The sequence below is a fragment of the Virgibacillus sp. LDC1 genome, from assembly GCF_025792345.1.
GTDB lineage: Bacteria > Bacillota > Bacilli > Paenibacillales > Paenibacillaceae > Paenibacillus_AQ > Paenibacillus_AQ lautus.
Genome location: NZ_JAOXLZ010000002.1, coordinates 63,400 through 81,259, shown reverse-complemented (window position 1 = coordinate 81,259; position 17,860 = coordinate 63,400). Strand labels below are relative to the sequence as shown.

15 protein-coding genes and 1 tRNA gene are annotated in these 17,860 nt (G+C 49.2%); 2 read left to right on the top strand and 14 right to left on the bottom strand.

Features of this window, described 5'->3' with window-relative positions; translation table 11 throughout:
• Positions 1-279: 279 nt before the first annotated feature.
• The 11 genes from OHJ21_RS21080 to OHJ21_RS21030 form a co-directional block, all read right to left on the bottom strand.
• On the bottom strand, positions 280-1,611 hold the full coding sequence (locus OHJ21_RS21080; RefSeq protein ID WP_100539608.1) for an ABC transporter substrate-binding protein: 1,332 nt from the start codon (positions 1,609-1,611) through the stop codon (positions 280-282).
• 152 nt (positions 1,612-1,763) lie between these two features.
• A complete protein-coding gene (locus OHJ21_RS21075; RefSeq protein WP_486021087.1) occupies positions 1,764-2,579 on the bottom strand; it encodes a response regulator in 816 nt (271 codons plus the stop codon).
• A 73-nt stretch (positions 2,580-2,652) separates the two neighbouring features.
• Positions 2,653-4,437 (bottom strand): sensor histidine kinase, encoded by a 1,785-nt coding sequence (locus OHJ21_RS21070; RefSeq protein WP_394057556.1) that lies wholly within the window; start codon positions 4,435-4,437, stop codon positions 2,653-2,655.
• 200 nt (positions 4,438-4,637) lie between these two features.
• Positions 4,638-4,820: a hypothetical protein gene (locus OHJ21_RS21065; RefSeq protein WP_486021086.1), complete on the bottom strand. Its 183-nt coding sequence runs from the start codon at positions 4,818-4,820 to the stop codon at positions 4,638-4,640.
• The gene (locus OHJ21_RS21060) at positions 4,804-5,709 is read right to left on the bottom strand and encodes an RsiV family protein (protein ID WP_486021085.1); all 906 of its coding nucleotides are present in this window, start codon (positions 5,707-5,709) and stop codon (positions 4,804-4,806) included. Before OHJ21_RS21060 ends, OHJ21_RS21065 begins: the two co-directional genes overlap by 17 nt.
• Before the next feature lie 457 nt (positions 5,710-6,166).
• Positions 6,167-7,456, bottom strand: a complete 1,290-nt coding sequence (gene eno / locus OHJ21_RS21055; protein WP_071219501.1) for a phosphopyruvate hydratase — start codon at positions 7,454-7,456, stop codon at positions 6,167-6,169.
• Between the two features lie 49 nt (positions 7,457-7,505).
• Positions 7,506-9,050, bottom strand: a complete 1,545-nt coding sequence (gene gpmI / locus OHJ21_RS21050; RefSeq protein ID WP_100539594.1) for a 2,3-bisphosphoglycerate-independent phosphoglycerate mutase — start codon at positions 9,048-9,050, stop codon at positions 7,506-7,508.
• On the bottom strand, positions 9,051-9,803 hold the full coding sequence (gene tpiA, locus OHJ21_RS21045; protein WP_100539593.1) for a triose-phosphate isomerase: 753 nt from the start codon (positions 9,801-9,803) through the stop codon (positions 9,051-9,053).
• Between the two features lie 77 nt (positions 9,804-9,880).
• Positions 9,881-11,062 (bottom strand): phosphoglycerate kinase, encoded by a 1,182-nt coding sequence (locus OHJ21_RS21040; RefSeq protein ID WP_486021084.1) that lies wholly within the window; start codon positions 11,060-11,062, stop codon positions 9,881-9,883.
• Positions 11,063-11,256: 194 nt separating this feature from the next.
• On the bottom strand, positions 11,257-12,261 hold the full coding sequence (gene gap / locus OHJ21_RS21035) for a type I glyceraldehyde-3-phosphate dehydrogenase (RefSeq protein WP_098741346.1): 1,005 nt from the start codon (positions 12,259-12,261) through the stop codon (positions 11,257-11,259).
• 99 nt (positions 12,262-12,360) lie between these two features.
• Positions 12,361-13,404, bottom strand: coding sequence for a sugar-binding transcriptional regulator (locus tag OHJ21_RS21030; protein ID WP_486021083.1), 1,044 nt, complete (start codon positions 13,402-13,404; stop codon positions 12,361-12,363).
• Between the two features lie 371 nt (positions 13,405-13,775).
• Between OHJ21_RS21030 and OHJ21_RS21025 the strand changes: the two genes are divergently transcribed.
• Positions 13,776-13,850, top strand: a tRNA-Arg gene (locus OHJ21_RS21025).
• 161 nt (positions 13,851-14,011) lie between these two features.
• Positions 14,012-14,608: an ATP-dependent Clp endopeptidase proteolytic subunit ClpP gene (clpP, locus tag OHJ21_RS21020; RefSeq protein WP_009593635.1), complete on the top strand. Its 597-nt coding sequence runs from the start codon at positions 14,012-14,014 to the stop codon at positions 14,606-14,608.
• 488 nt (positions 14,609-15,096) lie between these two features.
• On the opposite strand, the gene OHJ21_RS21015 is transcribed toward clpP, so the two are convergent.
• From OHJ21_RS21015 to OHJ21_RS21005, 3 genes are all read right to left on the bottom strand, one after another.
• On the bottom strand, positions 15,097-16,170 hold the full coding sequence (locus tag OHJ21_RS21015; protein ID WP_326111831.1) for a PdaC/SigV domain-containing protein: 1,074 nt from the start codon (positions 16,168-16,170) through the stop codon (positions 15,097-15,099).
• Between the two features lie 142 nt (positions 16,171-16,312).
• A complete protein-coding gene (locus OHJ21_RS21010) occupies positions 16,313-16,594 on the bottom strand; it encodes a hypothetical protein (protein ID WP_486021082.1) in 282 nt (93 codons plus the stop codon).
• Positions 16,595-16,793: 199 nt separating this feature from the next.
• The gene (locus OHJ21_RS21005; protein ID WP_486021081.1) at positions 16,794-17,846 is read right to left on the bottom strand and encodes an ABC transporter substrate-binding protein; all 1,053 of its coding nucleotides are present in this window, start codon (positions 17,844-17,846) and stop codon (positions 16,794-16,796) included.
• Positions 17,847-17,860: the final 14 nt, after the last annotated feature.

Sequence of the window (17,860 nt, the reverse complement as noted above, 5' to 3'; positions counted from 1 at the left end):
AATCAGCGGCTTCTATTGTTACTATGTTTTTGTCACGTTTTTCATTCTGAAATTAACTTGCGCCGCCTCTGTAGGGACTAGGCATCAAGGAACATAATGCCTCGGAACGAAGTAGCTGTTGTATAGTTAACCAAAATCCGATTAACAATGAACGTACCCCCACCACTTGTTCCACCTGTTTGTTGGATAATACCACCTTCGGTGACGTAGTACCCAATAGGGTAGCCAAAATGTGGATGGCTCGAAAGCGATGAATCTCTGGCCGCAAGACCGTTCTCCTTATTTGCCCTCTTTTAAAAACGTATTATGCCGGTTCACCATGGCCTCCAGCGTTTGATCGAGCGTTTGGGCGTTAAGGAAATACTTCTCATACTCTTGCGCGCGCATATCCATCACCTCTTGCGGCAAGCTCCTTACATACGTAGGTGTTTTGTCTTCGAACATGACATGCATAAGGGAATCCAGGTCATATGTGTCTTTCTTATCGCCGAGCAGGTTGTTTAACGCCTCTTCCTGATCGGCGTCCTTCGAAGCAGGCAATCTTCCGCCCGCAGCCATAGGAGCCATGCCTCCGTCCGCATACCATTTCAGGAATTCCCAAGCTTCCGCTTGTTTTTTGGATTTGGCATTAATGGAGATGTAATCTCCGAGGCCGCCCCTTGTCACGTAGCTATCCGCACTGTCCGTTAATCTCGGCACTTGGGCGAACGCGATGGTAAAGTCGCGCGGGAAATCCGTAAAGTTATTCGAGCTTCGCAGCAGCCAAGCCCCGATATTCAGCATAGGCACTTCCCCGCTCAGGAACACTTGCTCCACCGGCATTTTGGAAGTCAGCTGCTCTCCGAGCGGCGGCGTGGTCTTGTCCTCCTTCATCATGACGTTCAGGGTTTCCAGCCATTTTTTGACCAGCGGGTGGTCCAGGTTCGAGGTTCCGTCTGCCTTGGTGTACCCCTCTTGCGATAACACCGAATCAATCGGATCAACGAACGGCTCCATATTTTGAATAAATCCGTAGTTATTGCCGACTTTGAGCTTCTTGGCATATTCGCGCAGTTCATCCCACGTCCAGTCCTTCGGAACGGGCAGGCCGGCCGCATCAAGGGCATCCTTGTTCAGCGCGACGAAGAAGGCGCTTTTCGTGGTCGGCATCCCGTAATACTTCCCGTTGATTTTCCAGCCTTCAGCATCAGGACCCATCTTCTCGTCGATATTGTAATCGTCGAATTGGCTCAGATCCAAGGCCAGGTTGGACTCCACCCGTTTGGACGTTTGGGAAAGCGTGTAATTCACGAACAGGTCCACATCCTGGCCCGTAATCATCGCGGTATCGAGCTTCAGATTCCCGTCATCGTCATTGACGTAGCGGACATATTCAACTTGGACATCCGGATGCTCAGCATTCCATGCGTCAATGACCTCTTGCGGCCCCGCTTCCGGCGGTACGCCGCCCCACATGGTTAGTTTGACCGGATCGCCGGATGAAGGCGCTTTCGAATTATCCGTTCCTTGTCCCTCAATCGCGGATGATGCGGTTTTGCCGCCGCAGCCTGCAAGAAGACCCATTAGCAATACGCCGATGAGAAGCATCGCCCATCCTTTTTTATTTCTCACATTAGTGACCTCCCCGAGAATCATATTGGTGTGATGCCCTCTCATCGTAGCAGGGAACGGGAGCCGCTTTTAAGCTACATATCCATTCAGATGATGGAACAAAACGATGGAATTCCTGTATCGGCGAATCCTATGTCCTGCATAGAATCGTTCTATTTAGGGTCTTTGCCGTGCTGTCTGTATTTACTCGGCGTGAAGCCGGTCAACCGCTTGAATATTTTAATAAAATAATTGTCGTTCACGAACCCCACCCGAAGGCCGATCTCGTGAACAGGGAGGTCGGTTTGAAGCAAATACGCGATGGCTTTGTCCACCCGGACCTGGTGCAAATAATGAATCAAGGTGCGTCCGGTCTTTTTCTTGAAGAGCGCGCTGACGTAATTTTCGCCCATCATCACGTAGCCCGACATCGATTTTACCGTAATGTCCTGCTCGTAGTGCTCATGGATGTACTGCAATATTTTCTGTACTTCCGGGTGCGTCGTGATTTCCTTGGGGGAGGCATGATGCCCCGGCTGCGACGGCATCGTCGTCTCCATGGACGCGACCGGAATCGAAACAGGTTGGCTTAGGTTCGGGCTCGGGTTATTCTTGGTCAGCTCGGCATTCATTTTGTGCAGTGTTTCCCGCAGCGTATTCACGCTCATCGACAGCTTCAGAATATAGTTGGATGCCCCGTATTCCATCGCTTGCCGGACATACTCGAATTCACTCATGCAGGTCAGCATCACGAACTTCGAGGCATACCCTTCTTCCCGGGTTCTGCGGAGGAGCTCCACGCCGTCCATCTCCGGCATCACGATATCGGTCAGCACGAGATCGGGCGGATTGCTCCGGATCATCTCCAGCGCCTCGGCGCCGTTGCCTGCCTCTCCTGCCACCTTGAATCCGAGCTCCTCCCACGCGATGATCTCCCGCACGGACTCTCGCACAAACACCTCATCCTCAACCAGCAGCACCTTCCACATAGGTCTCCCCTCCTCGAAGCTTTTTAAAATCCAATTCCAAGCCTACACAAGCCAGCGACGAATCATCTGCCCGTTATGATGAAATCAAGTGATCGTTCTGATAAGGCGTTGAAATTAATAACGGGATGGAGAATCGAATCCGCGTTCCCCGCTCCGAAGAAATAATCTCCATGCTGCCCTCTTCTTTAAATAGCAGCCGAAGCAGCTCTTGCACATTGCTGAGTCCGATGCCCGGACGTTTACGCATCCCGCCCGCCTGCCGGGACTGCTCCATGCCGACGCCGTTGTCCTTGATCTCCACCGCCAATCGGCTCGGCCCCTCCCGGGTAACCGTAATTTCAATGAGTCCCTCCTGCTCCGGCAGCGGCCCGATTCCGTGTAGGATGGCATTCTCCACGAGCGGCTGCAGACAGAGCTTGGGTACAAGCGCATAGAGGATATCCTCATCATACGCAAAGGTCACGTCAAAACGGTGATTATAACGCACCTGCTGAATATGGACGTAGGCCTGCACCAGCTCGATTTCGTCCTTCAGGTGCACCAGATCCTTCTCCGTATTCAGGCTTGCTTCCAGCAGCTTGCCGAGAGACAGGGTGATATTCGTGATATCCTCATTCCCGTGACGAATGGCACTCCACTTGACCGTATTTAGCGTGTTGAGCAGAAAATGCGGGTTCATCTGAGCCAGCAGCATATGGAAATGCACCGCTTCCTTCTGCCTTTCCTCGGCCTTCAATCGCTGAATCAGCACATCCATGTCGTTGAGCATGGAATTGAACGTCTGCGTCAGCTCCAGAATCTCGCCTCGGAACTTGTGCTCCGGCAGTCGGATTTTCAGATTGTTGCGGACAACCGCCTTCATCTTATTCTGCAAATGGGATAACGGCCGGGTAATCGTGGCGGCAATAATGAAGGTCATGATGAGAAAAGCGCCGGTCAGCAGGAAAAAGGTCATGAAATATTGGCGCTTCAGCTCCTCGATCTCGTTAAAAAGCACCGTCAGCGGAATCCGGTTCACGATATACCAATCCAGCGATTCCACGTAAATGTAATTCACCAGGGTATTGGAAGCTTTGTCGATAAAATACTTCTGCCTGGGCTCGGCCGCAATCCTGGCTTTCACCTCACCGGTCAGACTGCTGTTCAAGATCGATTGGGATACGTTCTCGCCGGCGCTCGTAATCAAAAAGTATTCCTGGCGCAGCGTCGACTGCTTCAATACCGATTGAAACCAAAAGGAGTAATCGATGCTGATCCGGGCCATGCCGTACGGCTTGTTGCGTGGAGTTTCCATGTAGGCGTACAGCGACAGCAGGTAAGGACTCGTGGAGATATCCCGCAGCACGTAGTTCGCATCGCTCGAAACCCAATGATACGACACGCCCTCCATCTGTTCCCGATCAAAGCCAGGGTTGTCCCGCAGCTTCCTGTAATCGAGCGCCTCTCTGGGAGAATACGAAGTGTAAGCGTTGCCATGAAAGTCGAGAATCGTGAAGTATACCGACGGATTATACAGGAAAAAGCTGTTGTTCAAATTTTTGAACTTTTCCTCCATCAGGTTTTTGTTCTCGAGTCCCTGCCGCTGTCCGGGATGGGTCAGCACGGAGGCCACCGTTGAATCCTGCTCCAGAAATATCAGCGTTTTGAAGGCTACGCTCAACTGATCCTCCAGCGTTCGATACATCTGCTCCAGCTGACTGTGGCTCTGCTGGCTGATTTTCTCCTGGACCAGGGTCTCGATCCGCTGGTAGTTGTACAAATTCAAAATGCCGAAAGGCAGCAGTATGACCAGAACGAACGCGGCAAACAGACGGTATTTCAGCTTATGTGGAAACAGGGATCGTATTCGGTTCAGCACCCTCCCGCACTCTCCTTTTCGCTCGCTTGTTCTTCAATTATATCAGCACCGGTTCGCTTGAGAATGACAATGCCTGAAATTGCATGGATATGTGCGGTCGAGCCGGGGGCATGCGCAGTGGATGTGTAGATTTGTTCTATTTTTATCAGACAAAAAAAGACCAAACTCTCCGTAAGAGAGCTTGGTCCTCATCTATTGCATCAACCCATTTCGCGCTCAAGCGAGTTAACGATCACGCCCGCTAACGTCGAGGTCAGCATCGTGGATACATTGCTTAACACGATGACCGCGGTTCCCTGATCCAGCAGCTTCAGATAGGAAGCCGTATAACCGTTATTCCGGCCATGATGGAAGGCCATGGGCCGGTTAATGTGTACCGACAAGTTCAACCTCTACGGCTGAATCAATGTATTCTGCTTGCAAGTAATACTTGGATCCTTTTTGATAAATAATCGCTTCCGGACTTGAGGCATAATTGAAAAAAAAAGTATACTCCACTTGCTTCCACATTTGTCCGTTAGCCAATTCGTAAATATTCCCGTAATCGTATCCAGTAAATTCATTTTCGATATGCGACTTCGTGACATAGTCATTACCCGGAATTGACGGAGTAGGCGACGTTAAGTCATTCCTCTTCTTGTTAATTGTTGTATAAGCCACTTTAACATCCACGTATCCCTCGGAGAGAGGTGCAACTTCGTCTGGATCGAAGCGGATCACGATGCCATGATCATAATAGTAGAATGAGGGGTTTGATTGCGTAAGGTAAAAATGAATCATATCCGTGAATATTGAATCTCCTTTAGACTCTCTCTCTACAAGTTGCGCTTTTACAGCCTCTACCAAATTAAGCATTTTACTCTCAGTCTCAATTACATCATCTAACCACAACCGTTCGCCTGTTTCTAGATCGAAATTATAGGTTGTTGAGAAGGTGAGTTGGTTACCCTCTTGGGTTAAGCGGTCGTTATAAACAATCGATAACTTTCCGCTTTTATTGAATTTGGTACTGGCTTTAGATCGAAAGGATGCATTTTCACTGCTCTTTTTATATTCCATATTCCAGGTAGCCGAAATAATGGCATGCGCTTTAAGTATCTTATTGATTTTACTGACCACTTTTTTATTTTCTCCGCTAATTTGCATATATTGCTGGCCATGGTAATAATGTATGCTTGTCTTAACATGTGTTACGGCTGCATCAACATTTGCTTCGAAAAAGATCAGGCTGATCAAACACACGATCAACCATCCTGAAATAACTTTTCTCATTATGTTCCCCCTAGTTCAACATACTAGGATCCATTATACGGCCGAAGAATTCCCTTGTATATTATAAAAAATGGAATTTCTTCCTCATTCAACTGAAGCATAGCTGAGCATGTCCTGCCATTCGCTCTCTCCTCACCCCACACCCAAAAGCCCCAGCTCATCTCATCGGACATGAGTTGGGCTTTCTTTGCACGACTACGAGATGCCCCCCAAGAGGCTGCACACCACTTCCCCGCTCAGGTGCGTAGATCGGTGGAGGAGCAACGCGTTCGCCTTTAAAATCGGGAAGCCTCCTCAGCCTATTTCCTTCCGGCTTCCCAATTTTAACAGCGACCGGAGCCGATATACGCACCGCCCCTCAGCTCCCAGTCCAAGGTGCAGCCCCTCGATCCCTAAAACCAATGCAAAAAAAGCCCAGCTCCCTCTAAAGCAGGAGCTGGGTTTTCTCTTATTTCAATTACTTGCGCTTCAAGTTGTAGAACGACTTCAAGCCGTTGTATTGAGCAAGCTCGCCCAATTGGTCTTCGATGCGAAGCAATTGGTTGTATTTCGCCACACGGTCGGTACGGGAAGGAGCACCCGTTTTGATCTGACCTGCATTGGTAGCCACTGCGATATCAGCGATCGTGCTGTCCTCGGACTCACCGGAACGGTGGGAGATGACAGCCGTGTATCCTGCGCGTTTTGCCATTTCAATCGCATCGAACGTTTCCGTCAATGTACCGATTTGGTTTACTTTGATCAGGATGGAGTTACCGATGCCTTCGTTGATGCCTTTTTCCAGACGCTCGGTGTTGGTAACGAACAGGTCGTCACCCACGAGTTGAATTTTGTTACCCAATTTCTCGGTGAGCAATTTCCAACCTTCCCAATCGTCCTCGGAGCATCCGTCTTCGATGGTTACGATTGGGTATTTGTCTACCCAAGAAGCGAGCAAGTCCACGAATTCTGCTGGTGTGAAGGATTTGCCTTCGCCTTCCAGAACATACTTGCCATCTTTGAAGAACTCAGTTGAAGCTACGTCCATACCCAGCAATACATCTTCGCCTGGCTTGTAGCCGGCTTTTTCGATTGCTTCGATGATGGAAGACAGTGCATCTTCGTTGGATGTGAAGTTAGGAGCGAAGCCGCCTTCGTCACCAACCGCCGTGTTCAGGCCTTTGCCCTTCAGAACGGATTTCAGGTTGTGGAAGATTTCAGCGCCCATGCGAAGTGCTTCTTTGAAGCTAGGTGCTCCAACAGGCAATACCATGAACTCTTGAACATCAACGTTGTTGTCCGCGTGAGCGCCACCGTTCACGATGTTCATCATAGGTACTGGAAGTTGTTTGGCGTTGAATCCGCCAAGGTAAACATACAGTGGAAGATCCAATGCATCAGCAGCAGCGCGAGCTACAGCCATGGATACGGCCAGGATTGCGTTCGCACCCAATTTGCCTTTGTTCGGGGTACCGTCCAAAGCAATCATCAGCTTGTCGATGCCGAGCTGGTCCAGAGCGTCCATGCCGATCACTTCAGGAGCGATGATTTCGTTCACGTTCTCAACAGCTTTCAGAACGCCTTTGCCCAGGTAACGGGATTTGTCGTCGTCGCGAAGCTCAACAGCTTCGTGAACGCCAGTGGAAGCACCGGATGGAACGATCGCGCGACCGATTGCACCGGATTCCAGGTATACTTCAACCTCTACGGTTGGATTGCCGCGGGAGTCAAGGACTTCGCGTGCATATACATCAGAAATAATAGTCATGTGTATAGTCTCCTTTGATATGTTATGTTTATGTTCCATTATGAACCACTTATTTACGTGCTGCAATCATCGAAGTTCCGGTCATTTCGTCCGGCTTCGGCAGACCCATCAGGTCGAGAATCGTTGGCGCGATGTCGGCAAGAATACCACCTTCACGCAGCGTGACATTCTCATCCGTTACGATGAACGGAACCGGGTTCGTGGTATGTGCGGTGAATGGACGTCCATTCTCATCAAATACCATGTCCGCATTTCCGTGGTCAGCGGTAATCAGAACAACCCCGCCTTTTGCCAAAACAGCCTCTACAACCTTGCCGACACACTCATCCGTCGTCTCAACGGCTTTAATCGTCGGCTCCAGCATACCGGAATGGCCGACCATGTCCGGGTTCGCGAAATTCAAGATAATCGCGTCATGCTTATCCGCTTCGATTTCTCTCACACAAGCATCCGCCACTTCATAGGCGCTCATCTCCGGCTTCAGATCATACGTCGCCACTTTCGGTGAGTTGATCAGTACGCGTGTTTCGCCTGGAAGCTCAACATCGCGTCCACCGCTGAAGAAGAACGTGACGTGTGGATACTTTTCGGTTTCCGCAATACGAAGCTGCTTCTTGTTGTGCTGAACCAGCACTTCGCCCAGCGTGTTGTCCAGATTCTTCGGTTTGTAGGCGACGAAGCCTTCCACCGTCTCGCTGAACAGCGTCAAGCAGACAAAATGCAAGTTTTGCGGGAACTTCGGTCCACGTTCAAAGCCACGGAAATCATTATTCGTAAACACCTGGGACAGCTGAATCGCACGGTCAGGACGGTAGTTCAGGAAGATGACGGAATCTCCGCTCTCCACAAGACTAACCGGCTCGCCTTCACCATTCACCATTACGGTCGGTTCAACGAATTCATCGTAAACCGATTTCTCGTAAGATTCAGTGATGGCTTTCAGCGGATCCGTATATTTAGGTCCTTCGCCATACACCATGGCACGGTAAGCCTTCTCGACACGGTCCCAACGCTTGTCGCGGTCCATCGCATAATAACGACCGGAAAGCGTAGCGATTTGGCCAACGCCCACTTCTTCAATCTTCGCAATGAGATCCTTAACGAACTGCTTGCCGCTGTCCGGTGCCACGTCGCGTCCATCCATGAAGCCATGGATGTATACGTCATGGAAATCTTCCTTTTTGCAAAGATCCAGCATGGCGAACATATGCTCAATATGACTGTGAACGCCGCCGTCGGATACCAATCCGTACAAATGCAGCTTCTTGTTGTTGTTCTTGGCAGCGCGAACGGCTTCCACCAACGTTTCGTTCTCGAAGAATTCTCCTTCACGAATCGACTTCGTGATACGGGTCAAGTCCTGATACACAATCCGGCCTGCGCCGATGTTCAAGTGACCCACTTCGGAGTTCCCCATTTGGCCTTCCGGCAAGCCTACAGCTTCACCGCAAGCGGTCAACGTGGTGTTCGGGTATTGCTTCAAATACCGGTCGTAGTTAGGCTTGTTCGCTTGAGCGACCGCATTGCCCACCTCGGTGTTGCGAAGCCCGAAACCGTCCATGATGATCAGAGCTACGGGTTTTGGAGCAGACATTTACTTCGCCCCCTCAACGAGTGCGATGTAGGAAGCCGGTTGTAGACTTGCACCACCAACGAGCGCGCCGTCGATGTCGCTTTGTCCCATATACTCCGCTACATTTTCAGGCTTCACGCTACCGCCGTATTGAATGCGAACTTGCTCTGCAACGGTTTCGCCGTACAGACCTTTAACGAGTTCACGAATATAAGCGATGACTTCGTTCGCATCCTCTGCCGTAGAGGACTTGCCCGTTCCGATCGCCCAGATTGGCTCATAAGCAATAACAACATGAATCGCTTGATCAGCCGGAACACCTGCGAACGCAGCTTCCGTTTGTACTTTGCACACGTCTTTGGTTTGGCCGGCTTCGCGTTCTTCCAGCTTTTCGCCAACGCATACGATCGGAAGAAGACTATGACGGAATGCCGCATGTACCTTCTTGTTCACGATCTCATCGGTTTCGGCAAAATACTGACGGCGCTCGGAATGTCCAATAATGACATAGTCCACGCCCAGATCCTTCAGCATCAAACCGCTGATTTCACCCGTAAAGGCGCCATTATCTTCAAAATGAAGATTTTGTGCACCGATTTTGATGTTCGTGCCCTTGACCGCTTCAACCAATGCAGGAAGGTTGGTAAATGGCGCGCAAATCACGCTTTCCACGCCTTCTACTTCCGCTTTGCCTTTCACATCTTCAATAAATGAAGCTGCTTCCGGAACGGTTTTGAACATTTTCCAGTTACCAGCTATGATAGGTGTTCTCACACGATTCACTCCTTTATTCCCCCGAAGAATCGGGGTCCAAACTTCATCCACTTGCTATCCAATTGTAGTGCCTATTTCTATTTATCGTTCAGTGCCACAACACCAGGAAGTGCTTTGCCTTCCATGAACTCAAGAGATGCACCGCCGCCTGTCGAGATGTGATTCATCTTGTCGGCAAGGCCGAATTTCTCCGCTGCTGCAGCCGAGTCGCCGCCGCCGATAATCGTGTAAGCTTCCGTATCCGCACAAGCTTGTGCCACTTCACGAGTACCGTTGCTGAACGGAGCGATTTCGAATACACCCATAGGACCGTTCCACACGACAAGTTTGGAGTTCTTGATCACTTCTGCATACTTGGCGCGAGTCTTAGGACCGATGTCAACGCCTTCCCAATCGGCTGGGATGCCGTCGATATCAACGATCTTGGTATTCGCGTCTGCACTGAACTCGTCCGTAACGACGATATCTTCCGGCAGGTAGAAGTTTTTGCCCAGCTCTTTAGCTTTCTCGATAAAACCGAGTGCAACATCAAGCTTCTCTTTATCAAGCAGAGATTGACCAATTTCATGGCCTTGAGCTTTGAAGAACGTGTAAGCAAGTCCACCGCCGATGATGACATTGTCAGCAAGCGTAAGCAGGTTGTCGATCACGTCGATTTTGTCCTTAACCTTCGATCCACCGATGATGGCGGTAAAAGGACGGTCCGGATTCGAAAGGGCTTTGCCGAGAACGGACAGCTCTTTCTCCATCAACAATCCCGATACAGCCGGAAGATGATGAGCGATACCTTCTGTCGAAGCGTGCGCACGGTGAGCAGCACCAAACGCGTCATTCACGAACAGATCGGCCAGTTCAGCGAATTGCTTCGCAAGTTCCGGATCATTCTTCTCTTCACCAGCGTAAAAACGAACATTTTCAAGCACGAGCACATCGCCGTTTTGCAGCTTCTCTACCAGCGCTTTAACCGCTTCTCCTACGGCTTCATCCGCTTTGGCTACCGGTTTGCCGAGCAGCTCGGACAGACGCTGACTTGCCGGTGTCAGGCGCAAAGATTCTACGACCTCACCTTTTGGACGGCCCATGTGGCTGGCCAGGATGACTTTCGCTCCTTGCTCTACCAGATATTTAATGGTCGGCAAAGTCTCGCGAATACGAGTGTCGTCTGTAATTTTACCATCTTCGAGCGGTACATTGAAATCGACGCGGACAAACACCCGTTTGCCGCTTACTTCTACATCACGTACACTTTTCTTGTTCATCTCCACGTTCCTCCTAAGAAAACTATTCTCCTCACCGACAGCATGCAGTTGCTCTCGTTTCTCTCTCTATCGCTAACCAGCGCCCGGATCTTGTCTATTCTTCCCAGTGCTCTGGCATGAAAACAAGGAAAAACCATGAACCAAAGAGGAGACCCGTGAAACGGAACTCCTCTTCGATTGTATGGCTAGATCAATTACAGACCTTTGCTTGCGATGTAAGCAGCGAGGTCAACGACACGGTTGGAGTAGCCCCACTCGTTGTCATACCAAGAAACAACTTTCACCATGTTGTCGCCAACTACCATAGTGGAGAGCGAATCGATAGTGGAAGAAGCTGGGTCGCCATTGTAGTCGCTGGATACAAGCGGCTCTTCGGAGTAGTTCAAGATGCCTTTGAGCGGGCCTTCAGCAGCAGCTTTCAGTGCTCCGTTTACATCTTCAAGCGTTACGTTTTTGGACAGCTCAACTACGAGGTCCGTTACGGAAACGTTCTTTGTAGGTACACGCATTGCCATACCGTTCAATTTGCCTTTCAATTGTGGCAGAACGAGGCTAACCGCTTTAGCAGCACCTGTTGTGGATGGAATGATGTTCTCAGCAGCTGCACGAGCACGACGCAGATCTTTGTGCGGAAGATCAAGCACTTGCTGGTCATTCGTGTAGGAGTGAACTGTAGTCATCATACCTTTAACGATACCGAACTTCTCGTCAAGAACTTTAGCAAAAGGAGCCAAGCAGTTTGTCGTACAAGAAGCGTTGGAGATTACAGTATGGTTAGCTGCATCGTATTTGTCTTCGTTAACGCCCATAACGATCGTGATATCTTCGTCAGTTGCTGGAGCGGAGATGATAACTTTCTTAGCGCCGCCTTTCAAGTGAGCGGAAGCTTTGTCTTTCGCTGTGAAAATACCAGTGGATTCTACAACGATTTCTACGCCATACTCAGCCCAAGGCAATGCTTCTGGGTTACGCTCAGCGAATACTTTCACTTCACGGCCGTTTACAACGAGTGCGCCTTCTTTAGCTTCAACCGTTGCATTAAGTCTGCCGTGAGTTGTGTCATATTTCAAAAGGTGTGCCAGCGTTTTTACATCCGTCAAATCGTTGATTGCCACGATTTCAACTTCGCTGTTGTTCAGCGCAGCGCGGAACACGTTACGTCCAATACGTCCAAAACCGTTAATACCTACTTTAACCATGAGTAGTTCCCTCCATATTTGTAAAATTTATATATTCAAGATTGGCCGTTAAGCCAATCAAGACAACAATAATGAAAAATCAATTGTACGCCCGTGGATTCAAATACCGGCGTCAATCTCCTTCTCGACTTCCAGTGCCGCGGCTTCATCGGTAACGAGAATATCCTCATGTCCGAATTTCAGCACCGCGTGAATCGCCTTGCCCTTGCCTTGACCCCCAGCAATGCCGATGATCGTCTCTGTCCGCATAATATCCTCAAGCCGCAGCCCGAGGGTAAGCATTTTGTGGACAACTTCGCCATCTTCACTAAAGTAGTAGCCGAAGGATTCCGCAATCGCGCCATCGGCCTGCAAGTTCTGAATCGAGTCTTCATCCAGCTTGCGTCTTCTTGCCATTTCCATGGCATCTCCGATGCCGTGAATAATGACTCGGCAGCGCCTGATCACATCCACAATCTCTTGGATATGCTGATCCTGCACCAAAGACTGGTAGGCATCCTCGCTAAGCAGATCCGGTACGTGCAGCAATCGGTACTCAGCTCCCACGCGCTTAGCCATCTTAGAGGCAATGGTGTTCGCTTGAATCTCGACACTCTCTCCGAGACCGCCCCGGGCAGGCACAAACCATGTGCTTGTCAGCGGTTCGCCACCAGGCAAAGAGGACATCTGCTCTGCTACTTCGGCAAGCGTGGAGCCGCCTGTTACGGCAATCGTATCTCCATCCTGTACAAAGCTTAGCAGCGTTCTTGCTCCGGCACGGCCAAGCTCGCGTTTGACTTCCGGAGATGACTCACTGTCACCGGGAATAATGACCACTTTACGAAGCCCGTAAGCCTGACGGATCTTCTCTTCCAGTTCAACCAGTCCGAATAACTCATTCATAACCGGTTCCAGTTCCTCCAGCAAACATACCCCTGAACTGCTGATCCGCATGCCAAGCGTTTCAATCTCGATTAGCCCTTGCGCTTTCAGAAGATCCGTCTCTGCTCTGAGGACACGCTCGGTCATCGAGAGTGATGAAGCCAGTGTTCTTCGGCCAACAATTCCGGACAACTTGATCTGATGAAGGATGGAATACCTTCGTTTAAGAGTGTCCATCAGATCCGGCAGAAGCTGCTCTTGTATTTCTAATAGGTTACGCATGCATTCCACTCCTGCAAACTTCGTCTCGGCTCTCCTCTGCCTGGTCGTAAAATGTCCCAGTCAAACTTTTTAAGTCCCACCCTTATTCTAACCAATAATCAGACCGGTTGCAAGTGTCCGAAAGTATATTTCTCTGCCCCAGGCATTCTTATACATTATGACCAACTACAGGCTTGTCTATATAATAGGAACAAAGTTTTGCCTGCTATTGTATTTTTGAAAAAGATGCGGTATAATCAACTTCGTTGCTAATTTTTTTAGATATCAGAAAGTGTCAACTTCGTGGAGTCAGCTTCCTGATATCGCAAGAAAAACTACTGCTAAATGCGGTTTGTCTTCTTTGAATGTACGTCGATAGACGTTTCTCTTATGCGCCCGTGGTCCAATGGATATGACGTAGGCCTCCGGAGCCTGAGATCGAGGTTCGATTCCTCGCGGGCGCGCCATTTTATCTTTATTCTCTATACTGATTACCCTAAAGTGCCCATGACGGCTCTTTTTTTTACCCAATAGTTTGACTATCTTTGACTTTTTGATTTAAATTGTTTATCATGTGGGTAATACGGTAACAGTATTTATATGAGGTACTTAAGAGGAGGTTTTCCACGTGAGTTTTATACCTATGGTCGTTGAACAAAGCAACCGCGGTGAGCGGGCATACGACATCTATTCCAGATTGCTGAAAGACCGCATTATCTTCCTCGGCTCCGACGTAAATGACGTGGTCGCCAATTCCATCATTGCTCAAATGCTGTTCTTGTCGGCTGAGGATCCTGAGAAGGATATTCATCTTTACATCAACAGTCCTGGCGGTTCCATTACCGCAGGTATGGCGATATTCGATACGATGCAGTTCATCAAGCCGGACGTTTCGACGATCTGTGTCGGCATGGCTGCTTCCATGGGCGCATTCCTGCTCAACGCAGGCGCTAAAGGCAAACGTTACGGTCTGCCTAACAGCGAAATTATGATTCACCAGCCGCTCGGCGGCGCACAAGGTCAAGCCACGGATATTGAGATCCGTGCTCGCCGCATTCTCAAAATGCGCGACAAACTGAACCGCATCCTGTCCGAACGCACGGGCCAACCGCTGGAGCGCATTGAGAAGGATACCGATCGTGACTACTTCATGACGGCTGACGAAGCTAAAGAGTATGGCCTGATCGATCAAGTACTGGAAAATACACCACCGCAAGGACTATAAAAGAAATGAAGCAAAGGGCAGGCGCCGTTATCCGGTGCCTGCCCTTTGCTATCCTCTGGATTCATTGAAAACTTCGAGTACTAAATAGTGAGTGTATCCCCTCCGGTCGCTGTTGAAATCGAGAAACATGAATGAATGGATATGGAGGTTTCCCGATTTCAAAGGCGAACGCGTTGCTCCTCCAAGGATACTCTCACTTCGGTACGATTTTTTCAATAAAACATAAAGACGGTAAGGGCACTCCCCTCCTAAAAGGCCTCCCTTAACTTGAGGGGAGGGGAATACAGGAAAACCCATTTGCCTCGATAAACACAAAAAATCCCTTGATCGCTGGAAGGGAGAATACACACTCTCCACGTTCCATGATCAAGGGATTTATCGCAATTGGTTCCAGCACAGTGTTACTTCAGGACAGCATCATATATCTCAACAAGCTATGGTATGAAATTAAATGATCACAGTTTACACAAACCGCTTATCATATACTCTTACTTCCACTCTTTCAGCTTCAGCTCAAACTCCGGAAATCCATAAGCATACGCCGTGTACTCATAAAGCTGGAAGTACAGCACCGCAGCATTATCTTTCACATAAAAATCAGCATCGGCAGGCACGCCCTCAAATCCGCCGAGATAGCCTCCTTCTTTCTTCATCTTGCTCAGCACGAGGTTGTTCAGCTTCTGCTTGTTCTTGCCCTGCATGTTGATGAAATCGCCCAGCTTCATCTGCTTGCCATCCTTCAAGGAGAACGTGAAGCTTTTACGGAAGGTCATGCCATGGGCGCCGCCGGTATACGAGTAATCGTATGCCGTAATGCTCAGGATGTCGTTCTGGTTGTAATGGACCACGAAGTCACCACTGAATTCGTAAGGGAAACTGGATTCCGACGGCGGGAATTCCTCAGCATTCCCTTCGGCAACGGTGATTACGCCGGACGCATTTTCTTTCAGCACTTTGTTGATCTCGGCTTGAACCTCTGCATTATCGAGTCCGCTGATTACAGGATAGTTCACAACGGCATCCACGCCCTGAATCTTCTTCTTCAGCGCTACCGATTTAATGGTGATGTCATTCTGCTTCTTCTGTGTCATGCTGAGTGTTTTCAGGGAAGGATTCCATTGCCCCTGAACGCCCATGTATTCGCTGATCGTTTTGAACGGCACATAGAGACGACCATTCATGATCTGTCCGCCAGGCTCGCCGGCATACGAACCATTCACCAGAATACCGATTTCAGTTGAATCATATACGATAGCGCTCAGTTTGTTATAACCGTTACCCAGTGTATACGTACGGTTTTTTGCATCATATTTAAGAGGCATCCCCAGGCCGTCCCGCAAAGCGGTTGCCGGCACATAAGTTACCCCGTGCAGCACGAGACCTTTCTGTGACAGGGTCTTGCCATTCCATTTCAGTACGACTTCATTCTTTGAGGATTTTTGGCTGGCGGAAACGGTTGCCTTAGCGGCGCTTGCATCGATGACCTGTCCGCTCAAACCCAGACTGCCAAGCAGGACGCTAGTTGCAATTAATGATGCACATACACGAAATTTAGGATTCATATCAGAATTCCACCTTTGTTAAATTAAGTTTCCGTTAGTTGTTAATCTATTACCCTTAATCATTATAAGGAAAGCTTTCAATGTATTGGTAACAAAGCCAGTGACAATTTTGATTCCAGGCCGTAGGGCCTATATGTTTTCATTATTCTTTCCGTACGCACGCCGCTACACTAAGAAACACACCGAACAAGAGAGCACATGAACCCGCAAGCAGCAGTAATTCACTGCCTTGGACAACGTAAGCAAGAAAAATAAAACCGATGCCAACGAGTGCACTGTGAATACTCAATAACAGCAGATGCAGCGCGCTTTTCCTGAAGAAGTTCAGAAGCAACCCCGCTCCAACACCAGCCACGATTCCCGCAATAACCAACAAGCCCATCACATCGCTCAAGCCGCTTTCTCCTTTTCTGATTAAACGCATAGAAACCTCGTTTATGTCATTTGCGTCCTTCCCTTATATATAACAACGAGACGGGCTCCAAAGTTGTGGTTCAATTCGTATAAATCGGCTATTTTTTCCTATTCCGGGTCTTAGGACCTATTCTTCGCAAACAAAAAAAGAGCCTGCCCCCAATGGGGCAGACTTTTTTATTACAAAAATATGAAAATGTAAGCTATAATTAACGACCGCTTTTCAGTTCGGTCCATAGACGATCATAGATTGAGAGCGAGTCGCCGACATTATCGAGCCACTCGGTACGGCCCAGCTCTTCATCTGTCAGGTTGATCATCGTATTGGTGCGGTATGCCTCGCTATGGAATTCCATCGCCTTGGTGTTCGGATTGCTGTATCCGATGAATTCATAGTTTTTGGCGCTGACCTCAGGCTCCATCATGAAGTTGATGAATTTCTCGGCCAGCTCTTTATTCTTGGCACCCTTAGGAATCGCGTAGTTATCAGAGAAGATGGTAGCCCCTTCTTCTGGCACGACATACGCCACATCCGGATTCTCCGCTGCAATAAAGGCCGCATCTCCGGACCAGACCGTGGCAATCCAGCCTTCTTCTTGGATCATCTTCTGCTTGATATTATCCGTATCAAACGCGAGCACATTGGGCAGCAAGGTCTTCAGGTCATCCGTAGCTGCGGTGATTTCCGCTTCATCCGTACTGCTGTTTGATTTCCCCTGCTTCTTCAGCGCCATGCCGATCATTTCGCGGTTGTCGTCCAGAAGCAGGACTTTCCCCTTGTATTCCGGGTTCCAGAGGTCTTCCCAGCCGTTGATCTCGTCCTTAACATACTTCTTGTTATATGCAATTCCCGTTACACCGGACGTGTAGACAATCGAATATTTATTGCCCGGGTCATAAGAAGGATCTTTGAAAGTATCCGTAAGATTGACGAAGTTCGGGATATTATTCATATCAAGCGGCTCAAGCAGCTCCGATTCAATCATCGTTTTCACCATATAATCGGACGGCTGAATGAGGTCATATCCACTGCCGCCAGCCTTGATTTTAGCCAGCAGGTCTTCATTGTTTGCGTAATTGTCGTAGGTTACCTTCACGTCGAACTTCTCTTCAAAGTCCTTCAGCACCTCGGGATCAAAGTTATCCGCCCAGCTGTAAATGTGAAGCGTCTCCTTATCTGAGCCGCAGCCAGCCAGCAGTCCTACAGACAATACCGCAACCATACCTGCCGTCAGCAGGCGGGTCCATCTTGATTTTTTCAATTCAATATCTCCTC